At 73.1% G+C, this 14033-nt stretch carries 10 protein-coding genes and 1 pseudogene; 6 read left to right on the plus strand and 5 right to left on the minus strand.

The genetic code is table 11. The features are described 5' to 3' along the window. The 3 genes from FGF04_RS11320 to FGF04_RS11330 all read right to left on the minus strand — a co-directional run. Positions 1-885 (minus strand): ATP-binding cassette domain-containing protein (locus FGF04_RS11320; RefSeq protein ID WP_149511219.1); only part of this gene is annotated, 885 nt, incomplete at its 3' end. A 1-nt stretch (position 886) separates the two neighbouring features. Continuing rightward, positions 887-1969, minus strand: coding sequence for a sugar ABC transporter substrate-binding protein (locus FGF04_RS11325; RefSeq protein ID WP_149511220.1), 1083 nt, complete (start codon positions 1967-1969; stop codon positions 887-889). 24 nt (positions 1970-1993) lie between these two features. After that, positions 1994-3094, minus strand: coding sequence for an ABC transporter permease (locus FGF04_RS11330; protein WP_149511156.1), 1101 nt, complete (start codon positions 3092-3094; stop codon positions 1994-1996). A 187-nt stretch (positions 3095-3281) separates the two neighbouring features. Between FGF04_RS11330 and FGF04_RS11335 the strand changes: the two genes are divergently transcribed. Beyond that, the gene (locus tag FGF04_RS11335; protein WP_149511157.1) at positions 3282-4007 is read left to right on the plus strand and encodes an SDR family NAD(P)-dependent oxidoreductase; all 726 of its coding nucleotides are present in this window, start codon (positions 3282-3284) and stop codon (positions 4005-4007) included. Positions 4008-4022: 15 nt separating this feature from the next. Here the strand turns inward: FGF04_RS11335 and FGF04_RS11340 are convergent, their stop codons facing one another. Then, positions 4023-4727, minus strand: a complete 705-nt coding sequence (locus FGF04_RS11340) for a MerR family transcriptional regulator (RefSeq protein WP_149511158.1) — start codon at positions 4725-4727, stop codon at positions 4023-4025. Positions 4728-4983: 256 nt separating this feature from the next. Here FGF04_RS11340 and FGF04_RS11345 point away from each other — a divergent pair, with 256 nt between their 5' ends. The 3 genes from FGF04_RS11345 to FGF04_RS11355 all read left to right on the plus strand — a co-directional run bounded on the left by FGF04_RS11345 (position 4984) and on the right by FGF04_RS11355 (position 10061). Next, positions 4984-6948 (plus strand): Xaa-Pro dipeptidyl-peptidase, encoded by a 1965-nt coding sequence (locus tag FGF04_RS11345; protein ID WP_149511159.1) that lies wholly within the window; start codon positions 4984-4986, stop codon positions 6946-6948. Continuing rightward, positions 6945-8264, plus strand: a complete 1320-nt coding sequence (locus tag FGF04_RS11350; RefSeq protein ID WP_149511160.1) for a M14 family metallopeptidase — start codon at positions 6945-6947, stop codon at positions 8262-8264. The genes FGF04_RS11345 and FGF04_RS11350 overlap by 4 nt, the downstream gene beginning before the upstream one ends. Positions 8265-8351: 87 nt before the next feature. After that, the gene (locus FGF04_RS11355; protein ID WP_149511161.1) at positions 8352-10061 is read left to right on the plus strand and encodes a BCCT family transporter; all 1710 of its coding nucleotides are present in this window, start codon (positions 8352-8354) and stop codon (positions 10059-10061) included. A gap of 151 nt (positions 10062-10212) precedes the next feature. Here the strand turns inward: FGF04_RS11355 and FGF04_RS11360 are convergent. Then, positions 10213-11117: pseudogene (locus FGF04_RS11360) on the minus strand (FAD-dependent oxidoreductase). 66 nt (positions 11118-11183) lie between these two features. Here FGF04_RS11360 and FGF04_RS11365 point away from each other — a divergent pair. Further along, complete coding sequence (locus tag FGF04_RS11365) at positions 11184-12221, plus strand: oxidoreductase (RefSeq protein ID WP_149511162.1); 1038 nt, start codon at positions 11184-11186, stop codon at positions 12219-12221. Between the two features lie 72 nt (positions 12222-12293). Further along, entirely contained in the window at positions 12294-13934 is a 1641-nt protein-coding gene (locus FGF04_RS11370) for an ABC-F family ATP-binding cassette domain-containing protein (RefSeq protein ID WP_149511163.1), read from the plus strand. The last annotated feature ends 99 nt before the right edge of the window (positions 13935-14033 follow it).

Consider the following 14033-nt stretch of genomic DNA (forward strand, 5'->3'; position numbering starts at 1 on the left):
CCCGCACACCACCGCCAGCGCGTCGAGGTGGCCCGCCCCCTGCAGGCCCGCGACGCCCACCACCTCACCCGCGCGCACGGCGAACGTGACGTCCGTCAGCCGGCCCGGGACGCACACCCCGGCCAGCACGACCGGCGGCGGTCCCTGGACCGGCGTGCGTCCACGGCGTACCGGAGGCGGTGGCGCGGCGCCCAGCATCGCCCTCACCAGGTCCGGTACGCCGACCTCCGCGCCCCGCACACCGGCCAGGGTGACCCGTCCGTCGCGCAGGACGGTCACGCGCTGGGCGAGACGCGTCACCTCCCGCAGGAAGTGGGTGACGTACAGGACCGCGATGCCCCGTCCGGTGAGGGTGCGCAGGACCCGTTCGAGGCGGTCCACGGCGGCGGCCGGCAGCGCGGACGTGGGCTCGTCGAGGACCAGTACGCGCGGCCGGCGCAGCAGGGCCCGCGCGATCTCCGTCAACTGCTGGTCGGCGAGAGGGAGTTCGCCGACGGGGGTGCCGGTGTCGACGTCGAGCCCCAGCTCGGCGAGGACCGGCCGGGCCGCCCGGTCCGTCGCACCGCGGTCGAGCAGCCCGAAACGGCGCGGCGGGTGCCGGGGGAACAGGTTCTCCCGGACCGACAGGTCGGGGAACAGGCTCAGCTCCTGCGACACGACGGCGATCCCGCCCGCCCGCGCCCGCTCGGCCAGCCGTACCGTTCCGCCGTCCGGCGCCAGGGACCCCGACAGGATGCGCACGAGGGTCGACTTGCCGGCCCCGTTCTCCCCGACCAGCGCGTGCACCTCGCCGCCGCGCAGCCGGATGTCCACCCCGTCCAGGGCCCGCACCCCGCCGTACGACTTGACCAGGTCCCATGCGCTCAGCAGGTCGTCGCCGTCCATGTCAGCGGGCGTCCTTCAGGGGCTTGAGCTGTGCCTCCTGGTCGCCGAGCAGCTCGTCGATCACGGGTTCGTACCACCGGTACGCGGCCGCCGGCGACTTCTGCCGGGCGATCACCTCGTCGATGTTCGAGGAGTCCACGACACCGCCGGGGGAGAGGAACCAGCCGTCGGGCAGCTTCCCGTCGTTCTCACGCACCGACTCGATCAGCATCGCCGTGGACAGGTAGCCCTTGAGGAAGTGCTGCGGGTCGACGGTGACGAAGTTCGAGCCGTCCTTCACCGCGTCGAGCGTCTTGGGGTCGACGTCGAAGCCGGCCGTCAGCCACTTCCCGCCCTTCTCCTTCTTGATCTTCGCGAGGTTGTAGCTGTCCGCGTCCCCGACGCCGAGGAAGGCGAGGGCCTGCGGGTGCGCGGCGACCTGCGAGGCCCAGGAGCTGTGGTTCTGACCGGGATCGCTGTACGTCTGGAAGGGTCCCAGCACCTTCACGCCCGGCGCCTCCTTCGCGAAGGTGTCGGCGATGCCCGCGGCGCGGTTGTCGAGCACCGGCGTCCCGGGGTTGGGCACCCCGACGACGACCTCCCCCCGCGGGTCGTCGCCCAGCCGCTCCAGCGCCTCCTTCGCCATCAGCTCGCCGAGCGCGTAGTTGTCGTTGCCCACGTAGAAGGTGACCTTGCTGCCGTCGGTCGGCGCGGTGTCCAGGGCCACGACCGGTATCCCCTTGTCCACGGCGCGGGCGGCGGGCCGGGTGAAGATCGGCGGGTCCAGGTTCTCCAGGACGACGCCGTCCTTCGCGCGCGCGGTGAGATTCTGGAAGAGCTGGACCTCGGCGGGGCCGTCCGTGTTGGGCGGTCCGACGGCCTTGAAGTCCACCTTCCCCGCCCGGTCGGCGGCGCTCTCCGCGCCGAGCACCATCTCGTGCGCGAAGTTGAGGCTGATGTTGGCCACCGCGATGCCCATGTCGAGCCGCCGGCCGCTCCCGCCGCTTCCGTCGCCGGAGCCGCCGTCACCGCTGCCGCAGCCGGTGGCGCAGAGGAGGACCAGCGCGCCGAGGGCGCCGGACAGGGTACGGGATCGGGGGTGCATCACGGCCTCCAGGGTGCGGGGACGTCACGGCCGGCGGCGTCCCCGGCGGCGCAGGGCGCTGTCCGCCGCGACCGCGACGAGGATCACCCCACCGGTGGCGAACGACGTCCAGTTGATGGGCACTTCGAAGAACACGAGGCCGGAGGCGACGACGGCCAGGATCATCGCGCCGGCCACCGCCCCGACGACCGAGCCGCGCCCGCCCGCCAGCGGGGTGCCGCCGATGATGCAGGCGGCGATGGCCTGCAGCTCGTAGCCCTGGCCGAGGGTGGGGTCCCCGGCGCCGTAGTAGGCGAGCGCGAGGACCGCCGCGCACGCCGTGGTGAGACCGGACAGCGCGAGGGCCTGCACGCGCGTGCGCACGACGGGGATGCCGCTGAACACCGCGGCGTCCGGATTGGACCCGACCGCCCGCACCCGCGCCCCGAACCGGGTGCGGGCGAGCACCACCGTGAGCCCGGCCGCCACCGCGAGCAGCACCCACAGCGCGAACGGCACCCCGCCCGCGTCGCCGCCGGCGAGGGTGAAGAACGAGTCGTCCAGCGGCAGGTCGGTGATCTGCTTCCCGTCGGCGAGCGCGAGCCCGACGCCCCGGAACAGCAGCAGGGTGCCCAGTGTGACGATGAACGACGGCAGCGCCAGCACGGTGGTGACCAGGGCGTTGAACACGCCCAGCGCGATCCCGGTGAGCAGCACCACCGGCACCGCCGACCAGGGCGGCGCGCCCTCCCGGATCAGCAGCGCGCCGACGACCAGGCACATCGCGTAGCTGCCGCCGACCGACAGGTCGACCTCGCGCATGGCCAGCGCGAAGACCATGCCGCAGGCCATCAGCGAGATGTAGACGGAGTTGTGCGCGGTGGTGAGCAGGTTGTCGCCGTCGAGGAAGTCCGGGTACGGGACGCCGATGCCGGCGACGAGGAGTGCGAGGACGAACAGGACACCGAGCTCGTCGGGCAGCCACCGCGGTGCGGGACGGCCCGCCCAGGACCGGCCCGTCCGCGGCCGGTTCGCCCCCGGCCGGCGCGCTCCCGGCCGGCGCGGGGGCAGCCCGAACCGCCGTCCGCCTCCGCCCTGTGCGCGGGCGTGCCCGGCGTCGTCCACGGCACGGTCGGTCTCGGTCATCGGGCACGGCTCCCGGACGGGCTGGCGGCCGGAGGGCTCCGGCCGGGCTCCCGCAGCGTCGGCCCGCCGGACGCGGGCGGCAACACGGCCGTTCCGACAAATGGAACAGGCCCCGGTCCGCAGGGCGTTCCGGAGACCGGAAACGCCCCCTTGCCGCCCGTCCGCCCCTTGCGCACACTCTCACCGCATGGAGACGCGTACCGCCCTGGTGACCGGCGCGGCACAGGGCCTCGGGCAGGAGTTCGCCGTCGCGCTCGCGGCCCGCGGGTACCGGGTGGCGGGACTCGACCTCGTTCCGCAGAGCAGGACGGCCGACCGCATCCTGGACTACGTGGAACTGGTCGCCGACGTCACGGACGAGGCGCAGATCCGCGGGGCGCTGGAGCAGGTGATCGACCGGTTCGGCACCCTGCACGTCCTGGTCAACAATGCGGGTGTCTACCCCTCCCTCCCCTTCGAGGACACCTCGCCCGAGGAGTGGCGGCGGGTCATGCGCGTCAACCTGGAGGCGCCGTTCCTGATGGCCCGCGCGGTGCTGCCGCACCTGAAGGCGGCGGGCTGGGGCCGGATCGTGAACATCGCCTCGGCCGCCGTCCTGACGGCCCCGCCCACGATGGTGGCGTACACCGCCTCGAAGGCCGGGCTGATCGGCTTCACCCGGGCGCTCGCCTCGGCGCTCGGCCCGTACGGCATCACCGTCAACGCGATCGCGCCGAGCATGGTCCGCACGGAGACCGCCGAGCGCACGGTCGGTGCCGGCGGCGGCTTCGAGCACGTCCGCGCGCGGCAGGCCGTGCCCAGGACGCAGGAGCCGCCCGACCTGGTCTCGACCCTGCTGTACGTGGTCGACGAGGGCAGCGGCTTCCTGACCGGCCAGACCCTCAACGTGGCGGGCGGCTCGGCCTACCTGTGAGGCACCCCGTACCGCTCAGGGGCCGGTGAGCCACTCCCGCAGCTCCTCGTTCAGCGAGCGCTGGAAGGTCGTCAGCAGGGCCTGCACCACGAGCGGCTGCATGTGGGCCGACAGGTCCTTCACGGCCTCGACCGACTCGTGCCCGGAGACCTCGGCGCGGAACAGCAGGGAGAGTTCGCGGGCCGCCGCGCGGGTGTGCTTCACCATGACCGTGCGCGCGGCGAGGATCGACTCGTGCGCGATCGGCACGTCGAGCAGCCGGATGCCGAGCCGCAGCAGTCCCAGGTCCACGCGGTACGCGTCCGGTCCGGCCGCCTCCCGCAGGACCCCCATCGCGGCGAGCCGGTCCAGGTCCTCCGCGCCGAGCGGCCGCCCCGCCCGGCGCTCCAGCTCGGCCCGGTCCAGCTCCTCGGCGGCGTCCGGTGCCCAGGAGGCGACCACCGCCCGGTGGATGGCCAGGTCCTGGGCGCTGAGCCCGTCCGGCAGCTGCTGCAGGTAGCGCTCGATCCCGGCCAGCGTCATCCCCTGCTGCTGCAGTTCCTCGATGAGCGCGAGCCGCGCCAGGTGGTCCTGGCCGTAGTGCCCGACCCGGCGCGGTCCGATGACGGGCGGCGGCAACAGACCCTTGGTGCTGTAGAACCGGACCGTCCGCACGGTCACCCCCGCCCGCGCGGCCAGCTCGTCGACGGTGAGCGTCGCCCCCTCGATGTCCGTCGCCATACCCGCTCCTCCGTACCGGCCCCACCACCTGCTGCGGTGAAACAGTATTGCTGTCTCACCCGACTTGTGAAAGATCCCCGGACGCGCCCGGCCAGGGCCCCGGCGGGGCCCTTCAGGGGCGCGGGGCTGTGTCGATCTGCGGCTCCGCCGCGTGGGCGCGACCAGCCCCACACAACCCGCACGGACAACGCACCGGCACCAGCCCACCCCGATGGGCCCTCTTTTGCACAGGAGTTGACCGGAGTACCTTCCGCGCATGCGGACACCTGCGCGCCACCTGCGCCCCTTCACCTGGAGATCGCTCGCGACGGCGGCCACCGCCGTCCTCATGGCCACGCTCCTCACCCCGGCCGTCGCCCACAGCGCTCCGCGGGAGAGCACCCCGGTCTACTCCTACGACACCGCGATCCGCGAGTCCGTCTGGGTGGACACCGGCCTCGACGGAGACGCCGACGGGAGGAACGACCGCGTCGCCGTCGACATCGTGCGCCCGCGCGAACCCGCCCAGCAGGGCCGCAAAGTTCCCGTGATCATGGACGCCAGCCCCTACTACTCCTGCTGCGGCCGCGGCAACGAGAGCCAGCGCAAGACGTACGACGCCGACGGCGACGTCGTCCAGATGCCGCTGTACTACGACAACTACTTCGTGCCGCGCGGCTACGCCTTCGTGGCCGTCGACCTCGCCGGCACCAACCGCTCCGACGGCTGCGTGGACGTGGGCGGCCGCTCCGACGTGCAGTCCGCCAAGGCCGTCGTCGACTGGCTCAACGGCCGCGGCAAGGGCTACACCTCCCGCACCGGGGACACCAGGGCCGGGGCCGGCTGGACCAACGGCAGGACCGGCATGATCGGCAAGAGCTACGACGGCACCATCGCCAACGGCGTCGCCGCCACCGGCGTGGAGGGCCTGGAGACGATCGTCCCGATAGCGGCCATCTCCTCCTGGTACGACTACTACTTCGCCCAGGGCGCCCCCCTCTACGACTCCGGCCCGGAGTGGCTGTCCGACTACGTCGAGAGCCCCGAGGCCCGCGCCAGGTGCGCCGCCGTCCAGCAGAAGATCGTCGACGGCGCCCCGCGCACCGGAGACTGGACGACGTTCTGGACCGAGCGCGACTACGTGAAGGACGTCCGCAAGGTCGACGCCAGCGTGTTCGTCATCCACGGCATGCAGGACCTCAACGTCCGCCCGAAGCACTTCGGCCAGTGGTGGGACGGCCTCGCGAAGAACGGCGTCGACCGCAAGATCTGGCTCTCCCAGACCGGCCACGTCGACCCCTTCGACTTCCGCCGCGCCGCCTGGGCCGACACGCTGCACCGCTGGTTCGACCACGAACTCCTCGGCTACGACAACGGCGTCGACGACGAGCCGATGGCCGACATCGAGCGCGCCCCCGACCGCTGGGTCACCTCCGACGTCTGGCCGCCGCGCGCCACGGACACCGTGACCCTGCGCCCGGCCAAGGGCGGGCAGGCGGGCGTCGGCACCCTCGGACTGCGTACCGGGAAGGGCACCGAGACCTTCACCGACGACCCGGGCCAGGACGAGAGCGACTGGGCGGCCGAGATCGACCGGTCCACGTCCGCGAAGGCCGGCTTCACCACCGGGCCGCTCACCCGTGACGTCCGCCTCTCCGGCTCCTCCAAGGTCACCGTCACCGCCACGCCCACCACGACAAGCGCCCATCTGTCCGCGGTCCTCGTCGACCTCGGCCCCGACACGATCCGTGACTACTCCGCCGCGGGCGAGGGCATCACGACGCTCACCGAGCGCACCTGCTGGGGACCGAGCACCACCGGTGACAGCTCCTGCTTCCGGGAGACCGCGGCCCGCACCACGGACGTCGAGCACACCGTGTTCAGCCGCGGCTGGGCCGACCTCGGCGACCACTCCTCCGCGACGAAGGGCGAGCCGCTCACCCCGGGCAGGCGCTACACGATCACCCTCGACCTGCATGCGAGCGACCACGTCGTCCCCAAGGGCCACCGGCTCGCGCTGATCGTCGCGGGCACCGACCAGGGCCTCATCGACCCGCCGTCGACCAGCCCGACGCTCACGCTCGACCTGTCCCGCACGTCGGCCCGCGTGCCGCTCGTGGGAGGCACCGCCGCCTTCGCCCGCGCCGCCTCGGGGTCCTCGTACGCCGTACCCGGCGCGCTCCTCGACGGCGTCGACGCGCCCCGCACCACCCACCGCGTCCCCGGAGGGGGCAGCCGATGACGCGACGGACGGCACGACCGGTGGCGCGGGCGGCGGCCGCGGGGCGTACCGCGGCCCTCGCCCTGACGGCGGCGGTGCTCGCCGCCCCTCTCCTGACCGCGCCCGCCCAGGCGGCCGAACGGCCGCCCCGCACCGGGTTCGAGGAGAGCGGCGGAGCCCGCTGGACGAGTCAGCCGGAGGAGCAGGCCTTCCTCGCCGCGGTCGACCGGGCGGGCGACCGAGTGTCGCTCACCCGGATCGGCACCACGAAGCAGGACCGCCCCCTCCAGCTCGTACGGGTCGGCAACCCGCGCGCGGCCACCACCGTGCTGCTCGTCTGCAGCCAGCACGGTGACGAACCGTCGGGCCGGGAGGCCTGCCTCACCACCGTCCGCGACCTCGCCTTCGCGAAGGACGCGGGCACCCGGCGCTTCCTGGACCGCACCTCGCTGCTCGTCGTGCCCACCGCCAACCCGGACGGCCGGGCCGCCGACACCCGCGGCAACAGCGACGGCGTCGACATCAACCGCGACCACCTCGCGCTGCGGACGGCGGAGGCCCGCGCCCTGGCCGCCGTCGTCCGCGACCGCAGGCCCGACGTGGTCTACGACCTGCACGAGTACGGGGCCACACCCCCGTACTACGACAAGGACCTCTTCGACCTCTGGCCGCGCAACCTCAACACCCACCCGGCCGTGCACGACGAGGCACGGACCCTGTCCCGGGCGTACGTGCGGCCCGCCGCCGGGGCGGCCGGCTTCTCGACCGGCACGTACGGCATCTGGACCGACCCGGTGACCGGCGAACCGATCCAGCAGGTGGCGGGCGACGGACAGGAGCGGATCCTGCGCAACATGACCGGCGTCAAGCACGGCGTGGGGCTGCTCATAGAGAGCCGCGTCGACCCCCTGACGGACGCCGAGAAGGCCGACGCGGCCCTCAACAACCGCCGCCGGGTCCGCTCCCAACTGGCGGCTCTGACGGGCCTGTTCGACTTCGCGGACGAGCGGCGCGGCCGGCTCGGGGCGGCCACGTCGGCGGCCCGGTCGGCCGGCTACCGGGACACCGGACCGGTCTACACGGGAGGCGCCGACAACGACCCGGCCGAACCGTCCGAGACCCTCGCCGACCCGCCCTGCGCCTACCGGCTGACGGCGGACCAGTACGCGGACGTCGGGGACGAACTGGCCCTGCACGGCGTCGCGGCGCGACGGGACCCGGCCGCCGGCGGCGCCGTCGTACCGCTGCGCCAGTCCCTGCGCGCCCTCGTCCCGCTGCTGCTCGACGAGCGGGCCCCGTACCACCTGACGGTCGGGGAGCCCGACACCCGCTGCTGAGGCGGTCGGAATCGGCGGCACCTGTGGTAGGTCCTAGGCACATCATCAGGAATGTGTGACCAGCCGTTTTCAGGGAAGGTGCCGCCGATGACCGAAGATCTGAAAGACAGAGGAGGCCGGGGCGATCCGGCGAACACGCCCGACGGCTCGGCGCGCCCCCGGACGGACCGCGTGGTGTTCGGCGTCACCGCCGCGCTCACCGTGGCGTTCGTGATCTGGGGATCGGTGGCCACCGACTCCCTGGAGGACGCCTCCTCGACCATGCTCAACGGGCTGATCCACAACGGCGGCTGGGCGTTCATGCTCGCCGCCTCGGGCTTCGTGGTGTTCGCCCTGTGGCTCGCGATCAGCCGCTACGGAAGGATCCACCTGGGCGCGGAGGGCGAGGAGCCCGAGTTCCGCACCGTCTCCTGGGTGGCGATGATGTTCAGCGCCGGCATGGGCATCGGCCTCATGTTCTACGGCGTCAGCGAACCGCTCTCGCACTACTCGACGCCCCCGCCGGGCACCGCGCCCGCCGACTCCGCGGAACGCATGGAGACGGCGATGGCCACCACCCTCTTCCACTGGACGCTGCACCCCTGGGCGATCTACGCGGTGGTCGGCCTCGCCATCGCCTACAGCGCCTACCGCAAGCGCCGGCGCCAGACCATCAGCGCGGTCTTCACCCCGCTCATCGGGGAGAAGCACGCGAACGGCTCGGCGGGCCGGGCGATCGACATCCTCGCCATCATCGCCACGATCTTCGGATCGGCGGCCTCGCTGGGGCTCGGCGCCCTGCAGATCGGCTCCGGCTTCACGGAGCTGGACTGGCTGGACAAGGTGAGCAACGGCCTGCTCGTCGCCATCATCGCCGTGCTGACCGTGGCGTTCGTCGCCTCGGCGGTCTCCGGCGTGGAGAAGGGCATCCAGTGGCTGTCCAACATCAACATGGTGCTCGCCCTGGCGCTCGCGCTGTTCGTGTTCGTCGCGGGCCCCACGATCATCGTCCTGGACCTGCTGCCCACCTCGATCTTCTCCTACCTCGGTGACCTGACGCAGCTCGCCGGCCGCACCGAGGCCAGCGGCGGCAAGGGCGTCGCCGACTGGCTGGGCAGCTGGACCGTCTTCTACTGGGCGTGGTGGATCTCCTGGACGCCCTTCGTCGGCATGTTCATCGCCCGCATCAGCCGCGGCCGCACCATCCGGCAGTTCATCGGCGGCGTCATCCTCGTGCCCAGCATGGTCAGCCTCGTCTGGTTCGCGATCTTCGGCGGTTCGGCGATGAAGCTGAAGGAGGGCGGCGCGCTGGCCGGCGAGTCGACCCCCGAGGGCCAGCTCTTCGGAGTCCTGCAGGAGTTCCCCATCGCGACGGTCACCAGCCTGCTCGTGATGATCCTCGTCGGCATCTTCTTCGTCTCCGGCGCCGACGCCGCGTCCATCGTGATGGGCACGCTCTCGCAGCGGGGCGCCCTCGAACCCGGCCGGTTCGTGGTGATCTTCTGGGGCGTGGTGACCGGAGCGGTCGCCGCCATCATGCTGCTCGTCGGCACGGAGGGCGACGCGCTCACCGGTCTGCAGAACCTCACCATCCTGGCCGCCGCGCCCTTCGTCCTGGTGATGATCGGCATGTGCGTCGCCCTCATGCGCGACCTGCGCCGTGACCCGGTCATCGTCCGCAACGAGATGGGTTCGGAGGCCGTGGAACTGGCGGTCATCGAGGGCCACAAGAAGTACGACGGCGACTTCGAGATCCGGGTCGGCCCCGGCCCCGGCACGGAAACGAACGGCGACCCCCTGGGCCACGACCACAAGTAACCCCACAACAGACAACAGGGGCGCCTCCGTCAGACAGGGGGCGCCCTTTGTCTTCGGTTTTCAGGGGCGCGGGGAACTGCGCGCCCAGCCACGACGCACCCGCACCCGACGCGCAACCCCCGGGGCGCCCCCGGAAGCCGGCCGCAGGCCGCTACCGGGGAACGAGCCCCAGAACAACCTCCGCACACCCCCAGGCCACGGTCACCCCGGCCCCGCCATGCCCATAGTTGTGCACGGCCGCAACCCCACCCGGTGCCCAAGAACCCGCGCCCCCGCGACCTCCGGCCGCAACGCCGCACACCGCGCCACGATGTCCGCCGCCACCGCGGGATCCGGCTCCAGCGACCACGCGTCCGCCTCGGTGGYGCCACCCAGCACCAGCCCCCCGGGCTGCGGAAAGAGATACGTCGTGGTCCCGGCCTCCGCGTCCTCCGACACCAGCCACGTCCGCACCCCCGGGTTCTCCACGACCACCAACTGCCCCCGCACGGGCCGCACCCCGGTGTCCCCGAGAAGCTCCCGCGCCCCGATCCCCGTGCAGTTGACGACGGTCCCCGCCCGCGCCCGGGCCTCGCCGAGATCCGTCACGGTGCGCTCCTCGACCACTCCGCCCGCCCGCAGGAACCGCGCCCGCAGCCACCCCAGGTGCACCGGCATGTCGATCAGCGGCAGCCGCGCCCACAGCCCCGGACCCGCGTACTCGTCCGCCGTGGACGCCCGCAGCCCCGGCAGCCTGGCGGTGGCCCACGGCGCGTGCTCGTCCATCAGCGTCCCGCCCATGACGCCCTCGACCATGCGTACGCCCGTCTCGTCGGGCCGCGCCGCCAGCTCCTCGTAGACGGACAGGGAGCGCAGCGCCCACGTCCGCGCGAGATCCTGCGGCTCGATGGCGTACGGCCACCACAGCGCACCCGCGACGGCCGAGGTGGTCCGCTCGGCGGGCTCCCGCGTCCAGATCCGCACGCGCCTGCCGCTCTCGGCGAGCACCACGGCCGTCGTGAGGCCTATGACCCCGCTGCCGACCACGATCACGTCACCGCTTCGATCTTCCGTCACGCGGGGACGTTAGCGGAATATGTCATGCCGTGCTCGGAGTCCGCCCGATCCGGGAATACTCACAGCATGTCTGCCGAGTACACGACCTTCGGCCTGGCACCGGCGATGCGCGCCGGTGGAGTACTGGCCAACGGTGACTACCAGGCGCACCGGGACTTCGTGGACTTCATCGTCGACGGCCGCCCGCTGCTGTACCAGCTCTCCGACCTCGACGCCGTGTCCCCCCTCGCCTCCGACGTACCGCCGGCGATCTTCACCGCCCAGGTGCGCGGCCTGCTGCTGGAAGCCGAGCCTCCGCTGGCGGGCGGCCGGTACGTCATCTACGGCTGCCCGGAGTGCGAGGACCTCGCCTGCGGCGCCGTGACCGCCGTGATCGACCGGCACGGCGAGGACTTCGTGTGGCGCGACTTCGCCTGGCAGACCGGCGACCTCCCCGACCTGGAGCGCAACGGCTACCACGGCATCGGCCCCTTCCTCTTCCGCGGCGACACCTACCGCGCCGCCCTCCATTCCCTGCTCGCCGGCCCCACGGCCCTCACGGGCGCCGGGGGCGAGCGCCGCCGCGTCCTGCTGATCGGCGCCCGGGCGGCCGTCCTGGCCAAGCTCGCCGCCGCGCTGCGCATCATCGGCATCGGCGCCGACATCMCCCGGGACGCCGCCGGCATCCCCGCCGACGAACTGCGCACCTACGGCGCCGTCGCCTTCGGCCGCGGCATCGGCGAGCAGGAACGTGCCGCCGTACGGCAGGCCTTCGACGACGCCGGGGTCGACGTCGCGTACGTCGAGGGGCTGGCGCCGATCGTCCCGCTCCTGGTCGCCCAGGTGGAGAACGCCCTGGACCGCAGCCCGCGGGAGCAGCGCCGGCTGACCCGGCTGGTCGCCGCCGACGGCGAGGCGGGCGTCGAGGTCACCTCCCCCTGCCGGGTCCGGCTGATCGCGTACCGCCTGGACCGCCTCTACCGCACCCACATGCACGAGGTCTTCGACGGCGTCCTGGAGGCGGGCCGCCACCGGCTCGCGCTGGACGAGAAGGCGACCAAGGGGGAGTCGTTCATCGTGGCGCGGACCTCCGGAAGCGTCCTGGTGGAGGCGATGGCCCGCTGAGCCGGGCGTACCGGCGTCCGGGGGAAACCCCGGCGCGGGGGCCCGGGCCCGGCGATTAGGATCGGCCTCCTGATGACTGCCACCCTCGTCGCCAAGAACCTCGCCGCCGGCCACGGCGACCGCACCCTCTTCGCCGAACTCGACCTCGTCGTCGCGCCCGGCGACGTGATCGGTCTCGTCGGCGCCAACGGCGCGGGCAAGTCCACCCTGCTGCGGCTGCTCGCCGGTCTCGACAAGCCGGACGAGGGCGAGCTGCGGCTCTCCCCGCCCACCGCGGCCGTCGGCCACCTGCCCCAGGAGCCGGAGCGCCGCCCGGGCGAGACCGTCGGCGGGTTCCTGGCGCGCCGCACCGGCGTGGCCGAGGCCCAGCGGGTGATGGACGAGGCCACCCAGGCCCTCGTCGACGGGGCGCCGGGCGCGGACGACGCGTACGCGGACAGCCTGGAGCGCTGGCTGGCGCTCGGCGGCGCCGACCTCGACGAGCGGGCCGAGGAGGTCGCCGGGACGCTCGGCCTCGCCGTGGGCCTGGACCAGCCGATGACCTCCCTCTCCGGCGGCCAGGCGGCCCGCGCCGGACTCGCCTCCCTGCTCCTGTCCCGCTACGACGTCTTCCTCCTCGACGAGCCGACCAACGACCTCGACCTGGACGGCCTGGAGCGCCTGGAGCGCTTCGTCTCGGGGCTGCGCGCGGGCACGGTCGTCGTCAGCCACGACCGCGAGTTCCTCACCCGCACGGTCACCAAGGTCCTCGAACTCGATCTGGCCCAGCAGCAGATCACCCTGTACGGCGGCGGCTACGAGGCCTACCTGGAGGAGCGGGAGGTGGCCCGCCGGCACGCCCGCGAGGGGTACGAGGAGTACGCCGACAAGCGGTCCGCGCTGGAGGGCCGCGCCCAGATGCAGCGTTCCTGGATGGACAAGGGCGTGAAGAACGCCCGGCGCAAGGTGAGCAACGACAACGACAAGATCGGCCGCAAGTTCCGCAGCGAGGCCAGCGAGAAGCAGGCCGCGAAGGCCCGCCAGACCCAGCGCATGATCGAGCGCCTCGACGTGGTGGACGAGCCGCGCAAGGAGTGGGAGCTGCGGATGGAGATCGCGGCGGCCCCGCGGTCGGGCTCCGTGGTCGCCACCCTGCGCGACGCCGAGGTCCGGCGCGGCGACTTCACCTTCGGCCCGGCCTCGCTCCAGATCGACTGGGCGGACCGGGTGGCCGTCACCGGCGCGAACGGCGCGGGCAAGTCCACGCTGCTCGGCGCGCTGCTCGGCCGGATCCCCCTGGACACGGGCCATGCCGCGCTCGGCTCGGGCGTGGTCGTCGGCGAGGTCGACCAGGCCCGCAAGCTCTTCCACGGCACGGAGGCGCTGCTCGACGCGTTCTGCGCGGCCGTCCCCGACACCGAGCCGGCCGAGGTCCGCACGCTGCTGGCCAAGTTCGGCCTCAAGGCGGACCACGTGCTGCGCCCGGCGGCGAGCCTCTCCCCGGGCGAGCGCACCCGCTCCGCCCTGGCGCTCCTCCAGGGCCGCGGCGTCAACCTCCTGGTCCTGGACGAGCCGACCAACCACCTCGACCTGCCGGCCATCGAGCAGCTGGAGTCGGCCCTGGACTCCTACCGGGGCACGCTCCTCCTGGTCACCCACGACCGCCGCATGCTGAACGCGATCCACACGACCCGCCGCCTGGAGGTGACAGCGGGCAAGGTGACGGAGCTCTAGGTGGCCCCGTAAGGGGCGCGGGGAACTGCGCGACCAGCCCCCACCGGACCCGCACCGGACAACGGCGCGGGCCCGGCAGGGCAAGCCTCAGCCCCGCCC

The sequence above is a fragment of the Streptomyces apricus genome (assembly GCF_008369065.1).
GTDB lineage: Bacteria > Actinomycetota > Actinomycetes > Streptomycetales > Streptomycetaceae > Streptomyces > Streptomyces apricus.